Here is a 25,047-nt window from a genome sequence, read left to right as displayed (position 1 = left end):
ACTACCGTTCCATCAATTACCGCGTGATCCGTCGCCCCATACGGTAATGTGAGGGACTCGTTCTCTAATTCTACCGACGATATCGGACCCAGCCCCTTTATTTCAACCATGTCTATTTTAACCCGTTTATGAAGTTTTCAACTGACGTTGGTTTCTGTGGGAACCATTTCTCTTCAAGTCCTCTATGATAGCGGCGCACTTCTATTTGTGTTCCTCCTCCTGACAGTTCACCTTGGCGTCCTACAATACTCACACGGATCTGTTCTCCTTCAGGAACAGTCACTTCTGAGACGTACTTTGGGGTTCCGTCTAGTAACGCATATCTGTCTTCGAGAGCCGATTTCCCTCCGTTGGTTGCAGCATTGCGGAATTCATTGACTGGCATCATCCATGGTCCTTGTTGTATCTCTTCACCGTGAACCCTGACGAAACGACTTTCGGACTCAAGTTTTGCTTCGACGACGATACTGCTGGATTTATGCGGCGGGGAATAACCCGGATAGTCGTCGTTCGGCCTGTAATTATCCGGCAACTCTCCGTCGACTAAATCGCTTTGCGAAACCTTTCCATACCATACAGCATAGTATGGATCCCTCGTGTTAGCGTCTGAACCGACGCGGAGTGCGGTAACATCGTGATCTTGACTGAGCCTCTGTGCCCGCGTCAGCCCACGGGTCACTGCCTGTTGATCGATATCACCCTCGTCAAGACCACGCGCAATCCGCTGGATATCGTCTTCGTCAATTATATGCTGATCATATGCCCGTACTATCCGGTCCGTTGTCGCAGCGTCGAGCGTATCACTTGTGACGATCTGTTGGAATACCGGACCTCCATCTGAGGCGAGTTCTGCTCCGTCGTCACCGTATCTGTTAGTGAATTCCCCGATTTTCCGTTGCTCATCCGGTGAGTGGCGGTTCAGTTTTTCCCCATCGATATCCTGCCGATCGAGCAGTTTCGACACTCGATACTGCTTTCCGACCGTCGGTACCGGACTGAGTATCCGCTCGCCGGTCTTCTTCGTGACGCCGATTCCTGTAGAGAGCCCACGTGAGAGCTGCAGTTTGCCGTATCTGAGGGCCGTCGTCTTACCGCGTTTTGCTCGAGTCGCAAGCTTCGCCGCCCGACGGATTTTGGGCGTGCTGATAGAGTCAGCTACCTTCTGGAAGCGTTTGGAACTTTTAACAGCCTTGCCGGCTTTCCCGGTTGGGATCGAGGATTCGATAACGAACCAGGCGATGTACCCCTCGTACCATCCCATGCGGTAGGACTGGTAGAGTTTCGAATTCTCGTCGGGATCATGGGGGTTGTTTTGCTTCTGTTTGTCTTCGATCGACTGGGGTATCGCCGCGATGATCGCGCGGAAATTGAGGATGGCAGCCGGAATCTCCCGCAGTGCAGTGATGCTTCCGATCGGATCGTTATACAACGCACGAAGCGAGTCGATCGATTTCCCGGCACCGGTCGTCATCCCCTGCAGGGTGCCAAGGTTCTTCTCGACTACAACGTTAGAGACGCCCTGGGATCGGATCTCTTCGGATGCCGCAGCCCACACGCCGCCCACTTCGACGGCGGCTCGCCCGAACCGGCCGCCGTGAACCTCGCGGACCTGATCGCGACCGTCAGAGAGGACGACGGCGTCGACCTCGGGATCGCCAACGACGGCGACGCCGACCGTATCGCGATCGTCACGCCCGAGCGCGGCTACCTCGACGAGAACCTATTTTTCGCCGCGCTCTACGACTACCTGCTCGAGGATGAATCGGGCGCGGCGGTGCGCTCGGTCTCGACCACCTACCTGATCGACCGGGTCGCCGAGGCCCATGGCGAGACCGTCCGCGAGGTCCCAGTCTGCTTTAAGTGGGTCGCCGAGGCGATGGCCGACGGCGACGCTCTCGTCGGCGGCGAGGAATCGGGCGGCTTCACCGTCCGGGGCCACGTCCGCGAGAAAGACGGCGTCCTCATGGCCTTGCTCGCAGCCGCGATGCACGCCGCCGAACCGTTAGACGAGCGCGTGGATCGACTCCTCGAAGACCACGGTACCGTCGTTCAGGACAAGATCAGCGTCGACTGCCCCGACGACGAGAAAGAGCGGGTGATCTCGGATCTCGAGGACGAGATCCCCAAGACCGTGGCGGGAACCGACGTCGAGGACATCAACACCGCCGACGGCTTCAAGCTCCTGCTGGCCGACGGCTCCTGGTTGTTGGTTCGGCCAAGCGGGACCGAACCCGTACTGCGGGTCTACGCTGAAGCTGCGGATGACGAGCGGGTTCGGACGTTGCTCGAGGCGGGTCGAGAACTGGTCGAACCGCTGGTTTGAAACACGGCCGGTGAGGCTATTTCTGGCCGCTCTCTGGAACGGTTTCGGTTTCAACGGCTCATCGGCTCGTGTTACTTCCGCCAGATCGTGTCGCGGAGTTCCCCCGTCTCCGGGTCGAACCGATACTCGTAGCCGTCGGTCGCGTAGCCACAGAGGTCGCCGTCGTCGAGCCAGATATTGGTAAACGGCGGGGCCGATGGCGGCGCATCGCTGCGGAGATGGTCACCGATCCACCAGCGTTCGGTCCCGTCGCGATCGAACACGTAGAGGTTCCGCCCGTCCGAATCCGGGTGACTCGACGTCTCGAGCATGACGGCGACGAGATCGTCGTCGACGGGGAGAACCTTCCTGACCCAGCCGCCGTTGAACTCGATCTTCTCGCTGTCGAGATAGAGGACGTTCGCCGGAACGCTCTCGAGTAATTCGCTAGAATCCGGATCGACGCGGTAGGCGTATTGGTTCTTGTTTCGAACCCAGAGGGACCCGTCGGTCTGCCACAGGCTCATGTAATAGGGTTCCTCGTCCTCAGGCGGTTCGTGGGGTGCTTCGGGGATTATCCATTGTGGGTTTGCATCGACATCGAATCCCACGACGTTCCGATATTTGTTCGCTAACTCGAAGTCAGCGCCGCCAGTTTTATGACTTCATATCGACCCCGAGGTCTTCCCAAAACTCGATGTCGGGATCGCTCCAGCCGGTAAGCAACGCAATCGCTGTATCATCGACGACCGTACAGCTTTGCGCTCCGTGAGAGAGGGAAATCGTTCGGTCGTTGATCACGATCTCGGAGTGTCCTGTGTTAATTTGCAGGATCATCGGTGTCCCTCGTGCCAGTAGCTTGCCCGCAGAGAAATCTGTGAGACAGTCTGAGAACTCCGAGAGAACGATACATCTTGTCTGACGGATACCATTCTATTATTTCCTGAATTTCTTCTCGATCTGCTTGCCGTTCTGGGAATCGAGCTTGTACTCCATCCCCTTCCAATCACTCGCCCAGAGATCACTCCCCTCTCGTCGAATGTGCACGTACGTATTGGCGTCGTTCGATGGTTCGACTACTGGTTCAGCTTTCCATACGTGACTCCCGTCCATATCGAACGCCCAGACGTTATCTCGAGTCGAAGAACGCCCAGCGGTCTCTAATAAGACGAGGACTAGCCCGTTGACTTCCAAGACCGTCTCGATCCGATTCGGAAGTTCGATGGTCGTTCCGTCGATCGTAAGCTCCCGTCCACTTGCGGTTACAGTGGTCATGCTTGGAATCAGTATACTGCATCTCGGCGGTTCGTCGGACTTCCTCTTTAGAGTCGGCGAGCGCGTCCTCGAGCGTCTCACATCCCAAACTTCCTGACAAGATTGTAAATATACTGCTCCAATGCCACCCTCGATGCTATTTTGCGAGTTCACTATCCTCGATTTCTCCTGTAAACGGATCTATTCGGTAGTCCCCTCCCTTCCAGTTATACGCCCAGAGCTCCCCATCTTCGATTCGGAGACCAGTGTAGCGATACGATTCGCCTGTCGGCATCGTCGCCGGTTCTATCGACCACTGTTTTGTCCCAGATCGGTCATAGGCGCGAATATTCCTCTCGCTTATTTCTCCAGGCGGTGGGCGAAATAGTACCACGACTAGTTCATTTATCTCTACAATCTTTTGGACCGGGCCCGGAAGAACTACGCTCTCCCCATTGATCTCGATCTCTACCATGTCTGGATTCGGGCTCAGATACCGAGGTGATCTTTGAAGCGGTTTTTCTTTTCTTCGGAGTACTGATCCGGATCGGCCGTAACCACGATTCCGATTCCGTCGTCAGAGAGGAATTCAGTTTTCCAGACCGGCGATGTCTGCAAGGTCTGGGCTCAGTTGGTGGAGTGAGGACTCAAGCCTAAATATTCACGGAGAGTATCGTCGGTACTCTGTCTACCTTCTGATAATGGGAGCGGTGATTCCCAGAGGAAAACGCCACCATCTTCACAGTCATCGATACGCCAGGCAGGCGCGTGCAACAGTCGCTCCCGGCCGATCTGCGTAGTCATATTTGGACCGAATCCGTTCACCCAGTATACCTCTTCTAGATGACCTGCTTCAATTCCTTTCGTAGAGAGCGGTGCTTCGTCGAGATACGTATCTCCGTAGACGTAGATTGGGGAGAGATAGTCGTACAAGTCAAGTACGAAATCGTGAATGAGATTCGGTCTATCATTACGCCACGGCTTCACGTACGATTCGTCGATCGAGAGTGAAAGGTTCGGGACGGTCGGTCTGTCGACTGACCAGCCATTAATATGAATTCCGACGTTGAGATCGCCGTACCATACCCATACCGTTCCGCCGGCTTGTCGTGTGAGGCTATCGATCGCTTCGTCGATCGAACCGCCGTACCGAATACCGTCGGTTTCTTCGGTGGTATAGCCAAAATCGTTTGTCCGCTCGTTTTTTGGTGGTGATCGCGAACAGTCTAAATCAGCGAAACAAAACTGAAGAAACCTCTCGATACGGTGGGGCTCCATTTCTTCCTCGAGCAGATATGGGATCGATAGAAATTCACTCATTGTAGATCTCTGCCTCGACGTTATTGGTGTTAAGCATATCTTTGATGTCACCGTGAGGTTCCTTTCGGAACACAACTTCAATCGTTCCTCCCTCAACCGCTGTGTATTGTTGATAGTGACCGATCTGGTTCTCTAGATCAGTGTATCTATCGCTACCTTTTCTGGCCTGGGTATAGTCTCCGCTCTTTGTTTCAATTACTCGCCCATCTGTGGTTTCGATATCAATTTCACCACGCGAGTACGGATTTGATTTCCCGATCGCCTCTACGCTATCGGTCCCGCGATCGACGGCAACCTCTGCTTCGAACGCTGCTCCTTTCACGTTACTTCGACCTCCGCTCTTTAGACGTTTTGCAAGGGCATCCACACCCTCGATATCGGCACCCGGTCGATTCAGCTCTTCGAGATTATCGATGACGCGTTCGAAATCGACCTCAGTACTATGTCTGAACAGGTTCGATACGAGGTCCTCATTATCCACATCAAGATCTAATTGATAGGCACGAGCGACGGGATCTGGGCCGCCGTCAGCCATTGCTCGGCCTGCATCGTTGCCGCTACGCGCTATCGCATTTCCAATGGCTTCCTGTCCGTCAGCATCAAGTCGATCTATTTCCGTGGCATCGATATCGTGTCGGCTGAGCAGTTTCGACACCTGGTACTGCTTCCCGATGGTCGGTACCGGACTGAGTATCCGCTCACCGGTTTTCTTGGTGACGCCGATTCCTGTAGAGAGCCCACGCGAGAACTGTAGCTTGCCGTATCTAAGGGCCGTCGTCTTACCGCGTTTTGCTCGAGTCGCAAGCTTCGCCGCCCGACGGATTTTGGGCGTGCTGATAGAGCCAGCTACCTTCTGGAACCGTTTGGAGCTTTTAACAGCCTTGCCGGCTTTCCCGGCTGGGATCGAGGATTCGATAACGAACCAGGCGATGTACCCCTCGTACCATCCCATGCGGTAGGACTGGTAGAGTTTCGGATTCTCGTCGGGATCATGGGGGTTGTTTTGCTTCTGTTTGTCTTCGATCGACTGGGGCATCGCCGCGATGATCGCGCGGAAATTGAGGATGGCAGCCGGAATCTCCCGCAGTGCAGTGATGCTTCCGATCGGATCGTTATACAACGCACGAAGCGAGTCGATCGATTTCCCGGCACCGGTCGTCATCCCCTGCAGGGTGCCAAGGTTCTTCTCGACTACAACGTTAGAGACGCCCTGGGATCGGATCTCTTCGGATGCCGCAGCCCACACGCCGCCCACTTCGACGGCAGCAACTTCGGTACTACCGACCCCGTCGACGACTTCGTGACGATCGTCGGCCTGAACCGTGACTTGCGTGCCAATAAACGCATCAGTGAACGTATCGACTGTCCCAACGTCGAACGTGACAGATGCGTCATCCCGTATACCGTTCAGCGAGACCGCCTCTTCGACGTTTCCATCGCGAACGACCCGCGCTTCGTCGAGACCGGCCGGGTCGGTTACGACGAACTCGACGTCATAACTTCCAGATACCCGCGCATCCCAATCACGGGGATCCCAGCCTGGTGTCTCCACGTTTGGATCGTTGAACGAGGCATACGTGACGATAATCTCCGGTGAGTTGATGTCAAACAGCGTCGGATCGTACTCGCCGTTCCGTATCCGTCCGTCCGAAATCCCATCGCCCGTCGTGTCACGGGATTGGGGATCCGTCCCGAGCCGCACTTCTTTGGTATCTGCCACGCCGTCACTGTCACTGCCGTTTAGAAGGGGATCGGCGAAAACGGTCTCTGTCTCGAGGATATTCCCTTCCGGATCCTCTAACTCGTCGACGCTTTCAGCGTTCTGGAGTTCCGAAAGGAAGTCGAGCGAATCTTCACGCGAGGACGTGTAACTTATTTGCCATCCATCGAGCTGTTCAGCGTCTGTTAGTCCGTCACCCGTCGTATCGATCCGCGCGGGGTGAGCTTTGGCACTGTCGACCTCCGCTGCAAGTATCTGCTTACCTGCGTCGTACTCTTCGTACCGCCACTCGATGTCGACGACCTCGCTGTCGCGAAGTCCGTTACCGCTGGTATCCGCCTTCGTCGGATCTAGATTAAGCGGTTTGCCGACGGTGAACGGGAGGCCCGTGGACATCCTGAGATCCAACTTCTCGACTTCGTCCGGGAAGCCGCTCCCGGTGGAGTCGACGAGGGTTCCGACGTAATCGACCGTCAGTTCGGCGGTCCCCCGGGTCTCGAACTGTACCGTCACTTCCTCATCCGCGAATGCCGACAGATCCGCCTCGTGGGTCTGCCAGCCCGTCGACCCCTGCTCGTTCACGTCGATGACTTCAGTGTCGGACTCGCCGGTCACGACGATCGCGGTGCTCCCCTCCGAGACGGTACTCGAGGCGCGAGTCTCGAACCAGACGCGCTCCGCGCCGGCCGGAATTTCGAACGTGCGGGTGAGCCGTGTGCTCTCGCCGCTTTCCTGCGTCGCAACCTCGGCCGCCGTCTCAGTGGTCGACGCGGTCGAGAAGGGGAGCCACGGAACCGACCAACAGCCGACGATCGGCAGACAGACCTCCGGTGGATCGTCACCGGTATCGCCGCCGTCGCCACCATCTCCGCCGTCACCGTCGTCACCGCCGCCGCCGATACCACCACCGCCAGTGCTGTTCTCGGCCTCGCTAGCGAGCGTTGCGTGGCCGTCGGCGACCGAAACGTTCCCCGCCTGATCCCATCCCGCTGTCGACTCGAAATCCTCGAGTTGCGGCCACTCGAGCGCCGTTTTGTCCCCGGTTGACGGGATGAACGAGGACTCGAGTACCGTAAAAAACGAGAACGAAGAGACGTTGGCCGTCGCCGTCAGATTGGCCGCGTCGATCTCGGTCTCGACCTTGTGCCACCGCCCGTCCGTGCTCGGATCCCACTTGTGGATCGACAGGTTTCCATCGGTTCGCTCGAGTGCGCCCTCGTCGATCGGAATCGTCACCTCGGCTTGGTCGAAGGACGTCTCGTTAGTGATCCGGACCATCGGACCGGCGAGATCGTCGCTGGCCGACGCAGACGACTGGTTCTGAACCGAAATCAGGCTCTCGTGAACGCCGCCTCCCTCGACGGCAACGGAGACACCCGATTCCTCGTCGGTCACTTCGGCCCGTGCGTGCTCGTCGGGTGCCGGGAGGTCCCAGAAGATGTTGTCTGGTGTGAGGTTGATGTCGAGCGTCTCGTTGACGCTCCGACTCGGATCGTCGGTCGACGTTGCGGTCACCGTGACGGTCTGATTCTCCGGTTCAGGACCGAGATCCAGGACGGTACTGCCCCTCGTACTCGAGACCGTTAGCTGCGGTCCGAACCTGACGGGCGCTGCCGTTCCCGACTCGAGGCTCACGTTCGCTTCGTCGAACGCGTGTGCACGAACGTCGGAGAGCTCCACTCCGAGAATGACTCGTATCGATCCGTTCTCCTCGAACGCGTGTCGCTGCCGCAGCGTTAGCCTCGGCTCGGTGTGCTCGGCGATCGTGACGAGTGCTCGCTCGGCGTGTCGCCACGCCGTCCGATAGTGGGTGATCGCGTTCGCGTTCGACTGAATCGCCCCTTTGAGCGAGTCTTTCGGCGGTCCGCGCCGCGGCGTCTCGTCCGTGGCTGCACTACTGCCCCGGTTGAACGCCGCTTTGGCGTTGATGACCGCCTGATCGGTCTTGCGCTGCTGTCCGTAGTTCGGAAACGCGTTTTTGTGCCGATCGAACGCGAACTCGGCGTGAAAGATCGCTCGCTTCGCGTTGAGGGCGCTCGCCTCGTAGAGCAACCGACTCACGTTTCTGACCGCCGTCTCGTTTTCGGTCTCCTTCGCGACGGTCTTGAGCCGTTTCTGTGCGTCTTTCAGATGTTCGAACGAAGCTTCCGAGTTGGCCCGCCGGAACGACCGCGATTCTTTCAGCGAGGCGTTGATCGACTCGAGCGTCGTATTGACCGCGTTTCGCCCGGCCTGACTGTCCGGTTCGAGTTCACTGAGCTTCCTCGCCGCCTCGAACAGCGCACCGGTCGAGGTATTCGCACTGTACGTTTCGTTAGCGATCGTGACGTTGGAATTCCCACGCCCTGGTGAGTTCGGTGCTTTCGAACGACCCGGCGGGCCGCCGCTTCCTGCGTGGTCCGGAGGACCGTTTCCACCAATGACATTCGCTTGCGAGTTTGTCGATGGTCTGCTCGGCCCGCTCGCCAGTGCAGGCGTAACGACCATTGACGTTGTTATTAGTACTGCAAATATTATCGCTACTGCCCCCTTAGTCCCAAACCCCATGCCCCGAGATTTCACCATCAGTATATAACATTTACTAGTCATAATGATGCGTAGCAACAACGATTCCGAAGACGAGTAGTTTCGGCTCCTGACTGAACCGTGTTCGCAGAAGCTGATTCGAACGTGATTCGAGGCGTTCACCCTGGCAGAACACGGCGGACACGAACCGTCAATCAGCAATGGAACACGAGCCCGACGGCGCCTGGTGACCAACGGAATTGCGACTCGTCGGTGACTCGAGCACCGTCTCGCCGCTGGTTCGTCAGTCCACTCGTTCCGCCGGCACGCCGACGACGGTCGCGCCGGGGTCGACATCCTGCGTGACGACTGAGCCAGCGCCGACGGCCGCGTCCTCGCCGATCGTGATGTCGCCCAGCAGCGTCGCGTTCGCGCCCAGTTGCGCGCCCGATTCGACCGTGGGGTGGCGCTTGACCGGTTCGTTCGTGTCGCCGCCGAGCGTGACGCCGTGGTACATGTGGACGTCGTCGCCGATCTCGGCCGTCTCGCCGATGACGACGCCCATCCCGTGATCGATCGTCACCCGACGCCCGACCTCGGCGGCTGGGTGGATCTCTACGCCCGTCAGCAGGCGTACGACGTTCGAGAGCAGCCGCGCGGTCAGCCCGAAGCCGGCGTTCCAGAGCCGGTGACACAGTAGGTGCGCCCAGACGGCGTGCAGCCCCGGATAGCCCAGCAGGACCTCGAGCCACCCCTTCGCCGCTGGATCACGTTCGCGCATCGCCCGGACGTCTTCGCGGATGCGCCTAAACATCGCCCTCGCCGATCGCCACTGCGGACCCGATCTCGCGACGCCGCTGGTCTCGAGTCGACGGCCGCGTCGACGACTGACAACACCGGCCCGTGGCGCGACGAGGATCGTTCCTGTCAAGACACGCGGTGGGGCCGGTGGATACCATACCCGAACGTAGCGGTGGGGGCAGTGTAAAAAGGTTCGTTTCGGCCGCTCGCGGCCGTTCACTTGCCGCGTGCCAATCGCGTCCCGATGCGCTTTGGCAGCCCGGCCGCGTCGACTGCGTCCTGGACCGCCTCGATATCGTACTCGACGCGGTGCGTTTCGACGGTCAGCGCCTCGAGATCGACGACGGCGTAGCCCGCCCGCGGGTCCCCGTCGCGAGGCTGGCCGACGCTGCCGGGATTGACGACGATTCCCTCTGCAAACCGCTCTGTGCCCTGCACGTGGGTGTGGCCTAGCACCAACACGTCCTCGTCGTCGAGCAGCCGGGGCGAGAACTCCCTCGGGTACGTATACCGGGTGTACCGATCAGGATCGTCCGGGTGCCCGTGGACGAGTTTCATCCGCCCATCGCACTCGAGACGCTCTCCTGGGAGCGAGGCCAGCCACTCGAGTTGGTCGTCCGACACCTGCGTTTCGGCGTGTTCGACGCCCGCCTTGGCCATCCCGTTAAACCGGAATGGGGTCTCGACAGCGACCGCGGCGTCGTGGTTGCCCATCACTGTCGGGACGTCGCGTTCTCGTAACGCATCGACGCACTCCGCCGGCCAGGGGTTATAGCCGACCACGTCACCGGCACAACACAGTTTGTCGACGTCTGGCATGTCCTCGAGGACGGCCTCGAGGGCGACCCGATTGCTATGGATATCCGAGATGAGTCCGACCTTCATGCTCGAAGGGTAGCGGCGCGAGGGATTTGTAGGTTTCCAGCAGTCGTCCAGATGTGACTACGCTCGACGGCGGGAACCCACGAATCACTCCCGCGAAATCAGTCGCCGTTCTCGATCGCCGTCTCGAACCCGCTCTCGGTCCGCGCCACGCCGGCCGCACAGACGGCGTGCTCGAACTTGAGGTCGTAGACCTCGCTCGCGGTCGCCGAAGCACCGTCGGCTGCGAGCTCGATCGGCTCGGGCGCGTTTTTCTCGTAGGTCGCGACCAGCGTCGGCTCGTCGACGGTCTCGACCAGCAGCGCGTCCTTGCGAACCGTCCCGATCAGCGCCTCGCCGTCGCCGCCGATCGTCGCCGCGATACGGGGCGTGTCGTAGTCGTCTTTCTCGTAATCCAGCGCCAGCAGGCTCTCGGCCAGCGCGTCGCGGGCGGGGTAGCCCGACTCGAGTTTCTCCGCGATCGGATCGACGTGCGAGCCGTTACCGAACGCCGCGGTCTCACCCGTTGGCGTCTCGACTACGCGGAGGCAGTTGTACGAGACGTACGGGTTGTCCGTCTCCGGGGCGTCCTCGGTGGGGCCCACGGTGAGCGCTTCCTCTCGAGCGGTGATCTCGCGGTTGGGAAACGATCGCGAAGACACGCGGTACGCCCCGACATCGGGGCCGACGACGACGAATCGTCCGACGTACATACCCGGGGATGGACGCGAAAGGGGAAAAGGGGTATCGGTTCGCGCTCGAGGGGATTCTCTCCGCAACCATCGTCGAAGATGATATCACCCCTACGGGCCTATTCGGTTCGGTACCGCATTCGCTTCTCGGGCACGGATTGCAACCGAGTTCGTAACACTCTAATACGGAACCCAACTATGGTGTACTACGCCGTCGGAAACGGAGACCGACGGAGACATATCAGTCCATTGGGGTAGTGGCCAATCCTGAAGCCTTCTGGGGGCTTCGACCCTGGTTCGAATCCAGGATGGACTACTTCTCTGCTGTTTCGACTCGAGTACCTCCCCGACTACGCCCTGCGATTTCCAGTCGAAACGAAGGGGTCCGGCGGTAACTGTGGCGTCACCAGAAGCCATATTTCATCGCCGTCGTTAGATATCGAGTATGAATCGACGGACGTTCCTCGCTGTCGGGGGGGCGGCGGGGCTCGGCGGGATTGCCGGCTGTCTCGGTGGTAACGGTTCGACCGCAGCGAACAAATTCGACTATAAGACGAAAACAACTCCTGATGGAACCGAAGTACCGCTGGCACCGGTCGACGACGTGTACGAGTGGTACAAAAACGACGAAGCGAAATTCGCCGACGCGCGCGGCCGCGCCCAGTACGATGCAACTCACATTGCGGGTGCCGTCTTCTCGCCCGCGCCAGACGGAACGGAGAACGATCCGGTCGAGGAGTGGTCGACCGATACGCGGATCGTCACCTACTGTCGCTGCCCGCATCACCTCTCGTCGCTGCGTGCCGCGTCGTTGATCAACTCGGGATACCAACACGTATACGCCATCGATGAAGGACTCGACGGATGGATCAACAACGGGTACCCGGTCGAGGGATCGAACGTTTCGGCGAACAGATCGACCTACACCATTCAGGGCCAGTCCAACGCCACCTATGCTGGCGAGATGGTCATGCTCAAGCAAGTCGGTGTGGCTCGCCGCGAAGCCGCGCCGATCGCTGACGACGGCTCCTACACCCTGCAACTCCACTACGCAGGCTCGACCGACTCGCAGTTCCGCGTCGAGGCTCCCGACTACACGGTCAAGGGGACACTCGAGGAACTGACCAGCACCACCGTCACGGCCTGAGCCAGCCCGTTACGGTTTGAGGCGTTCGTAGGCCCCTTCTCGCTCGAGTTCGCCTCGTTTTCGAAGCACAGCCGGAGTACGACAGATCCCCGGCGCACCCGTCACTTGTGGCACCGTGCAGTTGTTGCAACTCTCGCAGACGACGCGCGGATTCGCTGTCTGCGAGTTGCGCTCGAGCAGCCGCGCCCCGAGCCGCGGCTCGGCGTAGAAGGGGCGGGCCATACCGACCATGTCGCAGGCCGGCTTCCGCTCGCCGACACCGTTCGTGCCCTTCTCGCTCGAGCCGAGCAATCGATCCATCTGTGCCCGCTCGCGAATGCCGCCCTCCGCGAGGACGGGAATCGACACCCGTTCGCGAACCCGCCGGCAGACATCCTCGTTCCACGCGGGCTCGAAATCGTACTGGAACGACTGGAGCCGATTCGCTAGCGCGACGACCTGCCTGCGAGCCGCTCCGCCGAAGGCCGCGTCGTACCCCTCGCGGAGCGCGTCGTTCTCCCACGCTCGAGCCGGATACTCCCCGCGGACGATGCTCATATCCCACGCGACCGACGTCTGTACGGGGACGACCGCGTCGTAGCCGATTTTCTCGAGCCGGCAGGCGATCTCGATCCCGTCCTCGAGTGAGAGCTTTCGGCGGACGATCGGCGACGGCGGTGCCGGCGTCTCGGCCGGCACCTTGGTCATGATCGGTACGTCCCCCGCCCGCTCACGGATCTCGTCGTGGACGACCGCGAGGAACTTGAGACGGGCCTCGGGCGAGCCGCCGAACTCGTCGTCGCGACGGTTGTAGAAGGGCGAGAGAAACTGCTGGACGATCCCCATGTTGGCTCCGGCGAGGTGGATCCCGTCGTAGCCCGCCGCGACTGCGTTCGCCGCCGCACGGCCGAAGTCAGCCGCGAGGTCGTACACCTCGTCGGTCGAGAGGACGTGCGGGTCGTACGCGAGAAACCCCAGCCGGTCGAGCAGTCGTAACTGCCACGGCGGGCGCGAGACGGCGAGTTGCTCGAGGTCCGGATGCGCTTCCCGGTACTCGGCGTGCCAGGTCTCCATGCTCCGGAGCCCGCCGTGCTCAAGCTGAATGAAAATACGGCTTCCGTGGTCGTGGATCCGGTCGGTCAGCCGCGACAGGCGCTCGACGAAGTCGGGGTCGTGGATCCGGGTCATCCCCGGCGCGGCACAGCCGCCCTCCCCGCGGACGATGGTCGCGCCCTGGCAGAGCAGCCCGACGCCCGATTCTGCGGCGGGTTCGAGATCGTCGATCAGCGCGTCGACCGCGTCGGGGCCGTTGCCCGCACACTCGAGCAGCGGCGCGCGGTAGAGTCGGTTGGGGACCGTCACGCCGCCGATTTCGATGGGGTCCTCGAGCGTGGCCATATCGGGCGTATCACGCGGTCACACAAGAGCGTAGCGCCAATTCCGAGTGCCGTGTCTCGTCGACGTCCCGACCGCTGCGGACTGGCCGGACGCGAAACGCCCCGTTTTTCGACCGATCCGTTCACCCGAGACGCGGTGCCCCCTCCGTCAGGGCGGCTGGACGACCGCTCGCCCCTCGATTTCGTTGTGCTCGAGTCGCTCCGCGACCGTGTTGATCTCGCTCAGGTCGTGGCGCTCGGTGCGGAGTTCGACCGCGCCGCGTTCGACGAGCGCGACCAGTTCCTGAAGTTCGGCGTACTTGCCGACCAGCGTCCCGCGGTAGGAGAACTCGCCGTTGACCAGGGCCTGACTCGGCTGGTGGACGTGACCGCCGTAGCCGACAACGTGGTGGTCGCCGCCGGCGGCGACGATATCGGGGGCCATCCCGGTCGTCTCGTCGCCGCCGACGAAGTCGATCACCTGCTGAGCCCCCTCGTTGTCGGTCAGGTCCGCGATCACGTCGGCGAGGTCCTCCTCGGCGGAGTTGACAGTGTGTCGCGCCCCCAGGTCTTCGGCCAACTCGAGCGCCTCGTCTTTGATGTCGACGGCGACGATGTCGGCGGCGCTCATCGCCTCGAGACACTGGAGGCCGATGTGGCCGAGGCCGCCGACGCCGATGATAACGCTGGTATCGCCGGGGTGCAGTTCGTCGACCGCCTTCTTCACGGCGTGGTAGGCCGTGATTCCAGCGTCGGCGTGCGGTGCGATATCGGTCGGGTCGACGCCGTCGGGGAGGGGAATTACCGCGCGCTCGTTGGTCTGCAGGTACTCGGCGAAGCCGCCGTCGGTCGTGAGGCCGTTGAACGCGCTGTTCTCGCAGTACATATCCTCGCCGAGTCGACAGGGGCGACAGATACCGCAGGTCTGGACGGGATGGCAGATTACGGGATCGCCCTCCTCGACCAGCGTCACCTCGTCGCCGGTCTCGGCGACGACGCCGGCGTTCTCGTGACCGAGGGTCATCGGCAGGTCCTGGGGCGCGTAGTCGGCCCACATTCCCTCGATGATGTGGTTGTCTGTCTGACACCAGCCCGCGCCCTCGACCGCGACTAGAACGCCGTCGGACCGCTCGATATCGGGTCGGTCAACCTCGTCGATCTGCAATGCATCGCTCATGTCGTCGGTGTACTCGTGGAGCCTGGCTGCTTGCATGAGACTGGCTCACAATTCACCGTCATCGGTGATAACGTTCACCGCCCGTATCGCTTCGTACGACTGTTCGATTGTTGCTGTCGATACCAGAGAATCCTCATTTAGGCGGGTAACAGTGATGTCGGAGCGTAACTCAGTCGTGTCTGAAAAAGAGTAATGTAGTGTGGTAACGATCTTCAGTGTGCGATGTACCAGCACAACGGAGCTGAAATCTTCGTCATCGACGGGCACGTGCACCTGTGGGACGCCACGGCGGAGAACATCGACCACGACGGCGGCGAGGAGTTCATCCAGTGTTTCTACGACTATCACACGACGTTCACGCCGGAGGACCGCCAGTGGAGCATCGAGGAGTACCGGAAGTACGGTCCCGACCGGATGGTCGAGGACCTGTTCGGAAACGCGGCCGCGGATATGGCGATCTTCCAGCCGACGTACCTCTCTGACTTCTACGTCGAGGGATTCAACACCACCGAGCAGAACGCCGAACTCGCAACCGAGTATCCGGAGCGATTCGTCCTCAACGGCTCCTTCGACCCCCGCGACGGGGAGGCGGGCCTCGAGTACCTCGAGGACCTCCACGAGAAATACGAAATTCCGGGGGTCAAGCTCTACACCGCCGAGTGGCGCGGTGACTCGAAGGGGTGGCGTCTCGACGACGAGGACGCCTTCGAGTACCTCGAGAAGTGCGCCGAACTCGGCATCGACAACATCCACGCTCACAAGGGCCCGACCATTCGGCCGCTGAATCGCGACGCCTTCGACGTCGCCGACGTCGACGACGCGGCCTCGTCGTTCCCCGAACTCAATTTCATCGTCGAACACGTCGGTCTGCCGCGGCTGGACGACTTCTGCTGGATCGCCGCCCAGGAGAACAACGTCTACGGCGGACTGGCCGTCGCCGCGCCGTTCGCCCAGAACCGACCGGGCAAATTCTCCGAGATCATGTCCGAACTCCTCTGGTGGCTCGGCGAGGACCGCATCCTGTTCGGCTCGGACTATGCGCTGTGGAACCCCGACTGGCTCGTCGAGGAAGTCCTCGAGGCCGAACTCACGCAGGAACACCGCGTGGAGTACGGCGTCGAGTGGGACACAGAGACGAAAAAGAAGGTGATGGGCGAGAACGCCGCCGAACTTTACGACATCGACATCGAGGAGAAACGCCGAGAGTTCCAGGACGACGAGATCAGCCGGGAGTTCGGTCTCGGTGACCACTACGCCAGCGAGGAACCCGCGGCGGCCGACGACTAATGACCGGGACCGAACCCGACGGCTCGACGTCCGCGCTCACTCGGGCGGCCGTCCGCGACCGACTGGACCGGGTCACGGATCCGGAACTCGACCGCTCGATCGTCGCCCTCGAGTACGTCGATCGGATCGAAATCGACGGTGCCCGCGTCGCGGTCGAGTTCACGCTCCCGACGGCGTGGTGCTCGCCGGCCTTTGCCTGGATGATGGCCGTCGACGCTCGCGACGAGATCGAGTCCCTGCCGACCGTCGAGACCGTCCGGATCACGCTCACCGAGCACATGCACGAGACGGAGATCAACCGCGGCGTCAACGACCACCTCTCGTTCGCCGAGGCGTTTCCCGACGCCGACGGTGACGTCGCCGCGGTCCGCGCCGAACTCGACGAGAAGGCCCGAGTGGCCCGTCAGTACGACGCGGTCGAGGCGCTGCTCGGGTCTGGTTTGGATCCGAAGACGATCGTCGCTCTCCGGCGTCGCGATCTCGAGGGGCTCGACGCTGGCATAACGGACGACTCGGCCGACGGCACGGACGAGACCGTCGCCGTCTACGTCCGCGATCGCGCGTTCGCCGTCGCCGTTCCGGCGGCCCCGATCGAGCGCTATCTCGAGAAGGCCCGCGAGACCGACCGCGTCTCCGACCCGGCCGATCGACTCTTCCGGACGCCCGAAGGCGAGCCGATCGATCCCGACTCGTTCGACCTCGTCCACCAGCGCGGCCGACTTGCTAAAGTCAACATGTCGAGTCAGGGCGGGATCTGCGACGGACTTCGGGAGGCGAAGGAGGGACGACTCGAGAAGCCGGCCGACGACTGATGGCGGTCGATCCGCGGGCTACTTCTCGACCTCGAGCAGGGCGACCCGCTCGCGGACGAGCGCCGACAGCGAGGCGTCGGTCGCCCCGCGCTCGGCGTCGGTAATCTCGAAGAACTCGCACAGCGTTTCGGCATCGGAGTCGGCGAGCGTCGATGTTCGCTCTAGGAACGCGCCCAGTTCTTCGAGGTCCTCGATCGCGGTCGCTTCGTCACCGCCGCTCGCTCCGCCGTCAATGAGGATCGCGGCCCGATTCTCGCCTTCCCCGACACCCATCTCGAGCGCGCGGTCGATCTGCCGGCGGCCGGCGGCGTACAGCAGGATCTCGACGGCGCGGTCCCGGGCGACGTTCTCGCCGTGCTCGATGGCGCGATCTGCGAGTTCGACGGCCCGCTCGAGGTGGGGACGATCGGCGACGTAGCGGGCGTCGACGGCCTGTATCGTCACTTCGTGGCGGTCGCCGATTTTGCCGAGGTCGGCCACGAACGCGTCCAGATCGTCGATCGCGAGTCGACACTCAAGTACCTCCATCAGAAATCACCCAGCCGAGATTGGCTCTCCTCGGCGTCTGTTTCTGTCGCCGTCGGATCGTTCGCGTCAGAACGGTCGCTCGAAGCCGCCGTCGCTCCACCGTCGCCAGCCCCCGGCGATTTCGCCTCGACGCCGTCCATCGACGGGTCCTCGCGCCCGGCGTTCTCGAGGATGGTCTCGGCGGTTTTCTCTCCTTTGAGCGCGCCGAGGACGACGCTCTTGTCCGCGCTTCGCAGGTCGGCGGGCACCTCGACCCCCGCGTCGTGGAGCCGCCGGGCGCGCTTGCGACCGACGCCGCCGACCGAGACGAGCTCGAGCAGCTCCTCGCCGACGCCGTGTTCGACGCGGGCACGAGCCTCTCGGACCGCGACGGTCCACTCGCTGTCGATCTCGGCGGCCAGCGACTCGGCCGCGCCGAGCAGCCACTCGGCGGTGTCGACCTTCCCCCGTAGATCGCCCGGGCCGATCTTGTACCGGTCCGTGAGCTGCTCTTCGTCCGTTTCCTCGGCCCAGTCCTCGAGTAGCTTGCCGGTCTTGAGCGCCGAGAGCCAGTCCTCGAAGCGGTCCTCCTCGAACTCGCTGGGCGCGTCGCCGAGCAGTTCGGCCTCGCGTTCGTAGTAGAGCTCGCCGAATTTCTCGTCCTCGCCCGAGCGCAAGTAGAGCTCGTACATGTCCGGCGTCCGCGAGACCAGTTGGTAGAGTCCGAGCGCGGTCGGGCGCTCGTCGGCGTCCTCGAGGCCGTGGACGATCTCAGCGGCGCTCATCGGATCGAGGTAGAGCCGCGAGACGGTGTGACCGAGGCTCGTGGCCTCGAGTTCTTCGTCGCGGCCGCCGCTGTCGGCGAGATCCGCTGCCGAGGTGAACGCGCCGCCGTCGGCTCCGTCAGCGTCGTTACTTTCGCCGCTGTCGCGGACAATGAAGTCGTTCGACTCGAGATACTGCAAGACCGTATCGGTCACCGTCTCGAGGCGGCCGGGCTCGGTCGACTGGCTCGCATAGAGGGTGGCCTCAAGGAACTCGAGGAGTCCCTCTCGCGTGCGAGCGAAGCCGGAGGCGATTGTCGCGAGCACGTGCGTCCGGAGGGCGGGCTCGGCCGCCAGCTTCGAGCGGACGGGTTCGGGATCTGCCCAGATGTAGCGGTCGAACAGCTCCTCGCTCTCGTCGTGGCTCTTCGCGAGCAAGACGGCCTCGCCGTAGGGGTCGCGGCCGGGACGGCCTGCCCGGCCCATCATCTGGTGGACCTCGAGTACGTCCAGGGGAGCCATCCCGCCGGCGCTGGGGTCGAAGCGCCGCCAGTCGCGGACGATCACGCGGCGAGCGGGCGTGTTGACGCCGGCCGCGAGCGTCGGCGTCGCCGAAATCACCTTCAGCAGCCGGTCGCGGAAGGCGTCCTCGACGAGGCTTCGCTGGGTGCTCGAGAGGCCGGCGTGGTGGAAGGCCGCGCCGCGCTCGACGCAGTCAGCCAGATCGTTGCTCGTCTCGGTGTCGCTGTCGTCGCGGATCTCGTCGGCCAGGTCCGCGAGTTCGGTCCGTTCCTCGGCGGTCAGTTCGGTGTTCGAGACCTCCCCGAGCCGACCCGCGGCGGCCTCGGCGTTGCGCCGGGAGTTGACGAACACGAGCGAGGAGCCCTCCTCCTGTAAGATATCGCGGACGAGGGCGGCCTCCTGCTTCTCGCTTCCTTGCACGGGCACCTCCCGCGTCGAGCCGTCGTCGAAGTTCAGGGCATTACCGTAGTGGACGCCCATCTGCAGGTCGATCGGCCGCCAGTCGGTGTCGACCAGCGCGGCGTCGAGCCAGTCGGCGATTTCGTCGGCGTTGCCGACCGTCGCCGAGAGCGCGACGAGTTGCATCCGCGGGTTGAGCTTGCGGAGCTTGGCCAGCGTCACCTCGAGCGTCGGCCCCCGGTGTCGGTCGTCGATGAGGTGGACCTCGTCGCTGACGACGCAGGTCAACTCCGAGAGCCAGTCCGCGCCGTTTCGCACGAGCGAGTCGACCTTCTCGCTGGTCGCGACGATGATGTCTTTCGTCGCAAGCCAGTCGCTGGTGCTCTCGTAGTTGCCCGTCGTCACGCCGACCGTGACGCCGAACTCCTCGTAGGCCTCGAACTCTTCTTTCTTTTCGCTGGCGAGCGCTCGCAGGGGAACGATGTACAGCGCCTTCCCGCCGCGTTCGATCGCCGACAGCATCGAGCACGCGGCGATCATGGTCTTCCCGCTGGCGGTCGGGACAGCGGCGACGAGGCTCTCGCCGTCGGTCGCGCCGGCCTCGACCGCCTCCGCCTGGGGCGGGTAGAGCTCCTCGATGCCCTCCTCCCGGAAGTGCCGGGTCGCACCGGGCGGGAGCCCCGACAGCTCCTCGATATTCATTGCCCGTCCTTGGCGCGTCCCGTGGTTTAAACTGTCGTCTCGAGGGCTCGGGTCGCTCTCTCGAGCGGTCGATACCGAGGAAGAACGGTTCGACTCTCGGCCACATCGGGACGTGTTCGGTTCTTATGGAGTGATCGGCTTGTTTCTAGATACGCCAATACGATACATCGCGATAGCCAGCGCTTGGACGAGTAGAACAAGTAAAACGCTGTTCACGATAAATACAGCACCGATACTGCAAACGAATACGCTACCGGCTACAACGAGCGGCGAGCGGCGGTTGTGAGTGGCGGCCTCGTGATATACGAGACGTGCGATGAACGCTTGGATACCGAGGTAAATCGGGGTGATAATCCCGAATGCGGGCATATGGTGGATATTTTACCGAACTAACATATATTGTTCGGAGTCATCGACCGATTCGCCGACGGACCGGGCGACAAACCGATGAGACCGGCGACCGAACCCCGTTCCATGGTCGACCCCGACCGCATCCTCGTTCCGACACTCGGTCGTCCGCGCGCGAACGAGGCGCTTTCCTACGCCCTCGAGACGTTCCCTGACGCCGAGATCACGCTGCTGTCCGTCGTCACGCCGCTCGACGCGCCGCTCAGCGAGGGCGGCGTCTTGGAGCGAGACGAGGAACGGACCGCAGAGGCGCGAGCCAGCGCGGCCGCGGTGCTCGAGTCGGTCGCCGATTCCACGGCGGCGGACCGCGTTCGAATCGAGACGGCCGAGGGGCGACCTGGAAACGTTGTTCCCCGCTACGCGTCCGAGGAAGGGATCGACCACGTCGTGATGGCCGGCACCGGCGGCGGGACGGACGGGTTTCTCAGGCACTTCCTCGGCCGCGGGATCGCCGCGACGGTGGTCGAGCGAACGGCGGAGCCAGTGACCGTCCTCGAGTGAGTTCCGGACGGGTTAGCCGACGACCGTCGCGAACACCCGATACAGCCCGTAGCCGACGACGACGGAACTGCCGAGCGTCAGTAGCCAGAATGCGATCGTGACGCCGATCTTGCGCCGCGAGACGCCCGCGGAGCCGCCGGCGAGCCCGCCGCCGATCACGCCGGAGAGGACGATGTTGTTCAGCGAGATCGGGATGCCGAGTGCGATCGCCAGTTGCGCGACGATAAAGCCCGGCACGAGCGCGGCGATCGAGCGCCGGACGCCGAGTTGGGCGTACTCTCGCGACGTCGCCTGCAGCAGTCGCGGCGCGCCCATCCAGGCTCCGGCGAGGATGCCCGTGGCTCCGATCGCGAGCAGTGCGATCCCCGGCAAGCCGAGTTCAGAACGAAAGAGGTTCTCGAGCGGCCCGGTCGCGAGGCCGACCTGCGAGCCGCCCGAGGAGAAGGCGACGATGCCGCCCAGCACGAGCAGGAACGAGCGGATGCCGTTTTCGACGGCGATGAGGACGCGCCGGCGCACCCAGTAAAAGGCCAGCGCGCCGACCGCGATCGTGACGAGGACGGTGCCGAGGTCGACGCCCGCGGCCAGCGTCGGGCCACCGCCGAACTGCCGGGCGACGAACCCCGCGAGGGTGCCTTGCTCGGCGGTCGGATCCGGAATGATCCCGAGTCGGACGTTCGCAACGATCGCGCCGACGAGTCCCGCGAGCGCCGGGACGGCGATCGGCTCGGGGATGTCGTCGCGGCGCAACGAGACCGCCGTCACGTACGCCAGCCCACCGGACATGATCGGGACGAGCAGCCAGAAGGTGCCGAGTCGCCGGTAGGTGGCTATCGCCGGGTCACCGCCCAGCGAGAGCCCGACGCCGATCATCGCACCGGTCGTCGCGAACGCCGCGGGGATCGGATACCGCGTGTAGATCCCGATCGCCATGAACGTCGCCGCCGTCAGCAGGCCGGCGGTGGCGGCCAGCGGCGTGATCGCGACCCCGTCGATCAGTTCCGCGCCGACGGTCTCGGAGATGCTCCCGCCCTGTAAGAGCGCCCCTGCGGCGGCGAGCAACCCGATAACGAACGCCGCCCGCATCGTCGAAATCGCGTTCGCGCCGATTGCGGGGGCAAACGGCGGCGAGTTGCTGTTCGCCCCGAGTACCCACGCCATGAACAGACAGGTGAGGATGGCGGTCCCGACCAGGACGGCGAACGACAATGCGACCATTTCGACCTTGTACGTCTCCGTTCTACGACCCGCTGGAAAAGCGTTCCCTCGGCATCGCTGCGGCTTGCGCTCGAGCGCTCCCGTCGACCGACTCGTCAGCCTGGTTTCTCGAGCACCGCTCTGTAGCGAGCTGCCCCGTCGTCCTGGACCGCGTCGCGGACGTCCCACGGCGTGCCGGTCGTCGCCTCCCGAAGCCGGACGGGCGAACACAGCAGGAACTGGAGCGTCCGCCCGACTTCTCGTTGCCGCTCGCCGTCGGCCGTTTCGCGTTCGAACTCGAGGTGGAAACATCGGTGGGCGATCCCCTCGCGAGGGTCCGAACGGTAGCCGAAAAAGTCCGCATTCAGCCGGTTCGGGTTGTAGCTGTCGACGACGGCGACCCCGTCGGCCTCGGTGACGCGAGCGAATTCGGCGAGCAACTCGCGGATACCGGCCAGCGAACGGCCGAGGCCGATTTGCGTTCCGACCGCCTGAACCGCTCCGAACGCGTCCGTCGCGACCGGCAGGTCGAACATATCGCCGACGAGCACGGCCTCGAGCCCGCGCTCGCGGGCCGTGCGCACTGCGTTCGGGCTCACGTCGACGCCGGCCGCCTCGACGCCGCGGTCGGCCCACCACAGGAGGTGGGTTCCCGCGCCACAGCCCACGTCGAGGACGGGGCCGGCATCAGACAGGTACTCGAGACACTCGATCGTTTCCGGTGCCCACGACTCCGGCGGCGCGAAGTAGAACTCGGCGACGTTCCCGTCCTGTGCGTCGGCTCCGTCGCGATAGACGAGCCGTCCGGGATCGCCGCGCTGCTGTGCGAGCATCGCCCGGCCGAGCGGGTCGCCCCGCTCGAGCCGTCCCTCCGCCGACGAACGGGATCGGTCGCGAGTCACGCTCGAGTCGATGAGACGACCGACAATAAAATTACGATGACATCTGGCCCCGAATAACGTGTCACACGACCGGCGACCGCTAACGATTTACGGAGATCAACCCAACCCTCGCCTATGAAAGTCGAGTACGACGAGGATGTCTGTATCGGGATGTTCCAGTGCGTCGCCGAGTGGGACGCCTTCGAGAAGGACAAATCGAAGGGGAAAGCCGTCCTCCAGGAGGCCGAGGAGGTCGAGGACGGCGTCTTCGTCCGCGAGGTGCCCGCGGACGCGGAACTTGACGCGAAGTTCGCCGCCCGGACCTGCCCCGTCGACGCCATCACGATCTACGACGACGACGGCGAGCAACTGATTCCCTGACCCGCGTCGACCGACGACCGTTTCGATCCGTCTCCGCTCGAGGCCGACTTTTCCGGCGGCGTTTCCGCTTGCGCTCATGTACCTCCACAGGCGGTTTTGTGACCGTTCTCGAGCCATCGTTTCGCCGTTCCCATCGACTTACACAGTTTCCGGGATCGTTGCCAGAAATAGAATACTTCGTAAATTCAATGATATATTACCTATAGTATTGTAGAGGTCTCGGTGTGGCACTTATGTGGGTCGGCGCGGCCCCGATCGACGCTGGCACCGCGTTCGCTCGTTCGATCGGTGACGACGCGTCGGCACACGGCACGAGCCATGACACGAGACGATTCCGACAACACGACGACAGGCGATTCGACGGCAGCGCTCGAGCGAGACGACCAGGACCGACTCCCGACGGGTGGATCTCGCAGACGATTCCTTCAAGTCGGTGCGAGCGCGCTCGCGGCCACGGTATTGGGCACCTCGAGCGCCGCCGCCCGGACCCGAACCGCTGAAAAATGCGGTTCGTTCGCCACGCTCGAGGTCGGCGGCGGCGATTTCCTGCTGATCAACAACGACTGGGGGACCGACGCGGCCGGCGGCGACATCGATATGTGCGTCTGGACCGCCGACGATGGCAGCTACGGCTACGAGTGGGGAACCAGAACCACCGGAGGTGAACCCAATTATCCGCAGGCGCTCGTCGGGACGAAGCCGTGGGGCGACGATACGGGTATCGAGTCGTTCCCCGTTGCGCGCGGCGATGTCGACGAACTCGAACTCACCTTCGACGCCGACGTAAGCATCTCCGGCGGCGAGTGGAACCTCGCCGAAGAGTGGTGGCTCATGGACGGCCAGCCCAACAGTCAGAACCCGCCCCACACCCACGAGATCATGCTCGTCCTCGACTGGGGCGGCGGCCACGACCACGGCTCGCCGGTTGCCGAGGGAGCGATCGAGGACGACCACGGGAACGTCATCGATCACTGGGCGACCTACAATTCCGGCGGGACCAGCGCGGATTTCCACATTTTCCGACTCGCCGGCGGCGCGACGTCGGGCACGGTCGACCTCACGGCCATCATGTCCTACGTCGAAACCGAGATCAGCGGCGTCAGCGACGACCTCCTGCTTAGCGGCATCGAACTCGGCACCGAATACTGGGTCGGCACCAGTGGCGACGTCAGGTTCGATACGTTCGACGTGACGATCAACGGCCAGACGTACTCGAGCGGCAGCGAGACGGCCGACGGCGGGAGCGGCAGTAGTGACGGCGGGAGCGGCGATAACGACGGTGGAACCGGAAGCGACGGGGGCAGCGGTAGCGATAGCGGCGGCAGCGATGGCAGTAGCGGCGACGGGTCGGCACCGGATAACGGGGGCGGTAACGGTCGCTCCCACCCGGCCTGGAAGCCCGGTCAGGTATACCGTCAAGGGGACCGAGTGACCCACGACGGCACCGTCTGGGAAGCCCAGTGGTGGACGCGCGGACAGGAGCCCCACAACGAAGCGTGGTACGTCTGGCAACCGGTCGACTAGTCGAAAGCGCTGAGACGGCCATCGCTGG

Annotated in this window: 22 protein-coding genes, 1 tRNA gene and 1 pseudogene; 8 read left to right on the top strand and 16 right to left on the bottom strand. The window is 62.7% G+C overall.

The features are described from left to right. Positions 1 to 112: 112 nt before the first annotated feature. The gene (locus ACJ70B_RS08655) at positions 113 to 1,564 is read right to left on the bottom strand and encodes a hypothetical protein (protein WP_408960145.1); all 1,452 of its coding nucleotides are present in this window, start codon (positions 1,562 to 1,564) and stop codon (positions 113 to 115) included. On the opposite strand from ACJ70B_RS08655, the pseudogene ACJ70B_RS08650 reads away from it, so the two are divergent. Next, positions 1,565 to 2,323, top strand: a pseudogene (locus ACJ70B_RS08650) (phosphoglucomutase/phosphomannomutase family protein); the annotation flags it as partial. Between the two features lie 71 nt (positions 2,324 to 2,394). Here ACJ70B_RS08650 and ACJ70B_RS08645 read toward each other — a convergent pair. The 9 genes from ACJ70B_RS08645 to ACJ70B_RS08605 all read right to left on the bottom strand — a co-directional run bounded on the left by ACJ70B_RS08645 (position 2,395) and on the right by ACJ70B_RS08605 (position 11,476). Further along, on the bottom strand, positions 2,395 to 2,913 hold the full coding sequence (locus ACJ70B_RS08645; RefSeq protein ID WP_408959994.1) for a hypothetical protein: 519 nt from the start codon (positions 2,911 to 2,913) through the stop codon (positions 2,395 to 2,397). A gap of 46 nt (positions 2,914 to 2,959) precedes the next feature. Beyond that, positions 2,960 to 3,139 (bottom strand): hypothetical protein, encoded by a 180-nt coding sequence (locus ACJ70B_RS08640; protein WP_408959993.1) that lies wholly within the window; start codon positions 3,137 to 3,139, stop codon positions 2,960 to 2,962. Between the two features lie 99 nt (positions 3,140 to 3,238). Then, positions 3,239 to 3,577, bottom strand: a complete 339-nt coding sequence (locus tag ACJ70B_RS08635; protein ID WP_408959992.1) for a hypothetical protein — start codon at positions 3,575 to 3,577, stop codon at positions 3,239 to 3,241. A gap of 136 nt (positions 3,578 to 3,713) precedes the next feature. After that, positions 3,714 to 4,031 carry a hypothetical protein gene (locus ACJ70B_RS08630; RefSeq protein ID WP_408959991.1) on the bottom strand — a complete coding sequence of 106 codons (318 nt, stop codon included), beginning with the start codon at positions 4,029 to 4,031 and terminating at the stop codon, positions 3,714 to 3,716. 152 nt (positions 4,032 to 4,183) lie between these two features. Continuing rightward, a complete protein-coding gene (locus ACJ70B_RS08625) occupies positions 4,184 to 4,876 on the bottom strand; it encodes a hypothetical protein (RefSeq protein WP_408959990.1) in 693 nt (230 codons plus the stop codon). Next, positions 4,869 to 9,143, bottom strand: coding sequence for a VWA domain-containing protein (locus ACJ70B_RS08620; protein WP_408959989.1), 4,275 nt, complete (start codon positions 9,141 to 9,143; stop codon positions 4,869 to 4,871). The genes ACJ70B_RS08625 and ACJ70B_RS08620 overlap by 8 nt, the downstream gene beginning before the upstream one ends. A gap of 262 nt (positions 9,144 to 9,405) precedes the next feature. Beyond that, positions 9,406 to 9,915, bottom strand: a complete 510-nt coding sequence (gene cysE / locus ACJ70B_RS08615) for a serine O-acetyltransferase (protein WP_408959988.1) — start codon at positions 9,913 to 9,915, stop codon at positions 9,406 to 9,408. Between the two features lie 203 nt (positions 9,916 to 10,118). Beyond that, positions 10,119 to 10,787 (bottom strand): metallophosphoesterase family protein, encoded by a 669-nt coding sequence (locus ACJ70B_RS08610; RefSeq protein ID WP_408959987.1) that lies wholly within the window; start codon positions 10,785 to 10,787, stop codon positions 10,119 to 10,121. Between the two features lie 98 nt (positions 10,788 to 10,885). Next, positions 10,886 to 11,476, bottom strand: a complete 591-nt coding sequence (locus tag ACJ70B_RS08605) for an IMP cyclohydrolase (RefSeq protein ID WP_408959986.1) — start codon at positions 11,474 to 11,476, stop codon at positions 10,886 to 10,888. Positions 11,477 to 11,698: 222 nt separating this feature from the next. On the opposite strand from ACJ70B_RS08605, the gene ACJ70B_RS08600 reads away from it, so the two are divergent. Continuing rightward, positions 11,699 to 11,771, top strand: a tRNA-Gln gene (locus tag ACJ70B_RS08600). Positions 11,772 to 11,900: 129 nt separating this feature from the next. After that, entirely contained in the window at positions 11,901 to 12,602 is a 702-nt protein-coding gene (locus tag ACJ70B_RS08595) for a rhodanese-like domain-containing protein (RefSeq protein WP_408959985.1), read from the top strand. Positions 12,603 to 12,611: 9 nt separating this feature from the next. Here the strand turns inward: ACJ70B_RS08595 and ACJ70B_RS08590 are convergent, their stop codons facing one another. Then, a complete protein-coding gene (locus tag ACJ70B_RS08590) occupies positions 12,612 to 13,979 on the bottom strand; it encodes an NADH:flavin oxidoreductase (RefSeq protein WP_408959984.1) in 1,368 nt (455 codons plus the stop codon). 147 nt (positions 13,980 to 14,126) lie between these two features. Continuing rightward, positions 14,127 to 15,170 carry an NAD(P)-dependent alcohol dehydrogenase gene (locus ACJ70B_RS08585; RefSeq protein ID WP_408959983.1) on the bottom strand — a complete coding sequence of 348 codons (1,044 nt, stop codon included), beginning with the start codon at positions 15,168 to 15,170 and terminating at the stop codon, positions 14,127 to 14,129. A 186-nt stretch (positions 15,171 to 15,356) separates the two neighbouring features. On the opposite strand from ACJ70B_RS08585, the gene ACJ70B_RS08580 reads away from it, so the two are divergent. Beyond that, positions 15,357 to 16,421 (top strand): amidohydrolase family protein, encoded by a 1,065-nt coding sequence (locus ACJ70B_RS08580; protein ID WP_408959982.1) that lies wholly within the window; start codon positions 15,357 to 15,359, stop codon positions 16,419 to 16,421. Next, complete coding sequence (locus tag ACJ70B_RS08575) at positions 16,421 to 17,233, top strand: iron-sulfur cluster assembly protein (RefSeq protein ID WP_408959981.1); 813 nt, start codon at positions 16,421 to 16,423, stop codon at positions 17,231 to 17,233. Before ACJ70B_RS08580 ends, ACJ70B_RS08575 begins: the two co-directional genes overlap by 1 nt. Positions 17,234 to 17,251: 18 nt before the next feature. On the opposite strand, the gene cgi121 is transcribed toward ACJ70B_RS08575, so the two are convergent. Continuing rightward, positions 17,252 to 17,761 carry a KEOPS complex subunit Cgi121 gene (cgi121, locus tag ACJ70B_RS08570; RefSeq protein WP_408959980.1) on the bottom strand — a complete coding sequence of 170 codons (510 nt, stop codon included), beginning with the start codon at positions 17,759 to 17,761 and terminating at the stop codon, positions 17,252 to 17,254. Beyond that, a complete protein-coding gene (locus tag ACJ70B_RS08565; protein WP_408959979.1) occupies positions 17,761 to 20,127 on the bottom strand; it encodes an ATP-dependent DNA helicase in 2,367 nt (788 codons plus the stop codon). Before ACJ70B_RS08565 ends, cgi121 begins: the two co-directional genes overlap by 1 nt. Positions 20,128 to 20,601: 474 nt before the next feature. On the opposite strand from ACJ70B_RS08565, the gene ACJ70B_RS08560 reads away from it, so the two are divergent. Further along, positions 20,602 to 21,036, top strand: a complete 435-nt coding sequence (locus ACJ70B_RS08560; RefSeq protein WP_408959978.1) for a universal stress protein — start codon at positions 20,602 to 20,604, stop codon at positions 21,034 to 21,036. A 12-nt stretch (positions 21,037 to 21,048) separates the two neighbouring features. Here ACJ70B_RS08560 and ACJ70B_RS08555 read toward each other — a convergent pair whose 3' ends face one another. Continuing rightward, entirely contained in the window at positions 21,049 to 22,254 is a 1,206-nt protein-coding gene (locus ACJ70B_RS08555; RefSeq protein WP_408959977.1) for an anion permease, read from the bottom strand. A gap of 95 nt (positions 22,255 to 22,349) precedes the next feature. Further along, positions 22,350 to 23,135, bottom strand: coding sequence for a class I SAM-dependent methyltransferase (locus ACJ70B_RS08550; protein ID WP_408959976.1), 786 nt, complete (start codon positions 23,133 to 23,135; stop codon positions 22,350 to 22,352). A 114-nt stretch (positions 23,136 to 23,249) separates the two neighbouring features. Between ACJ70B_RS08550 and ACJ70B_RS08545 the strand changes: the two genes are divergently transcribed. Next, on the top strand, positions 23,250 to 23,495 hold the full coding sequence (locus ACJ70B_RS08545) for a ferredoxin (protein ID WP_408959975.1): 246 nt from the start codon (positions 23,250 to 23,252) through the stop codon (positions 23,493 to 23,495). Positions 23,496 to 23,813: 318 nt separating this feature from the next. After that, the gene (locus ACJ70B_RS08540) at positions 23,814 to 25,019 is read left to right on the top strand and encodes a carbohydrate-binding protein (protein ID WP_408959974.1); all 1,206 of its coding nucleotides are present in this window, start codon (positions 23,814 to 23,816) and stop codon (positions 25,017 to 25,019) included. Positions 25,020 to 25,047: the final 28 nt, after the last annotated feature.

Origin of the sequence: Natrinema sp. 74 (assembly GCF_046097095.1) — an archaeon.
GTDB lineage: Archaea > Halobacteriota > Halobacteria > Halobacteriales > Natrialbaceae > Natrinema.
This window is presented reverse-complemented; position numbering and strand designations above follow the sequence as displayed.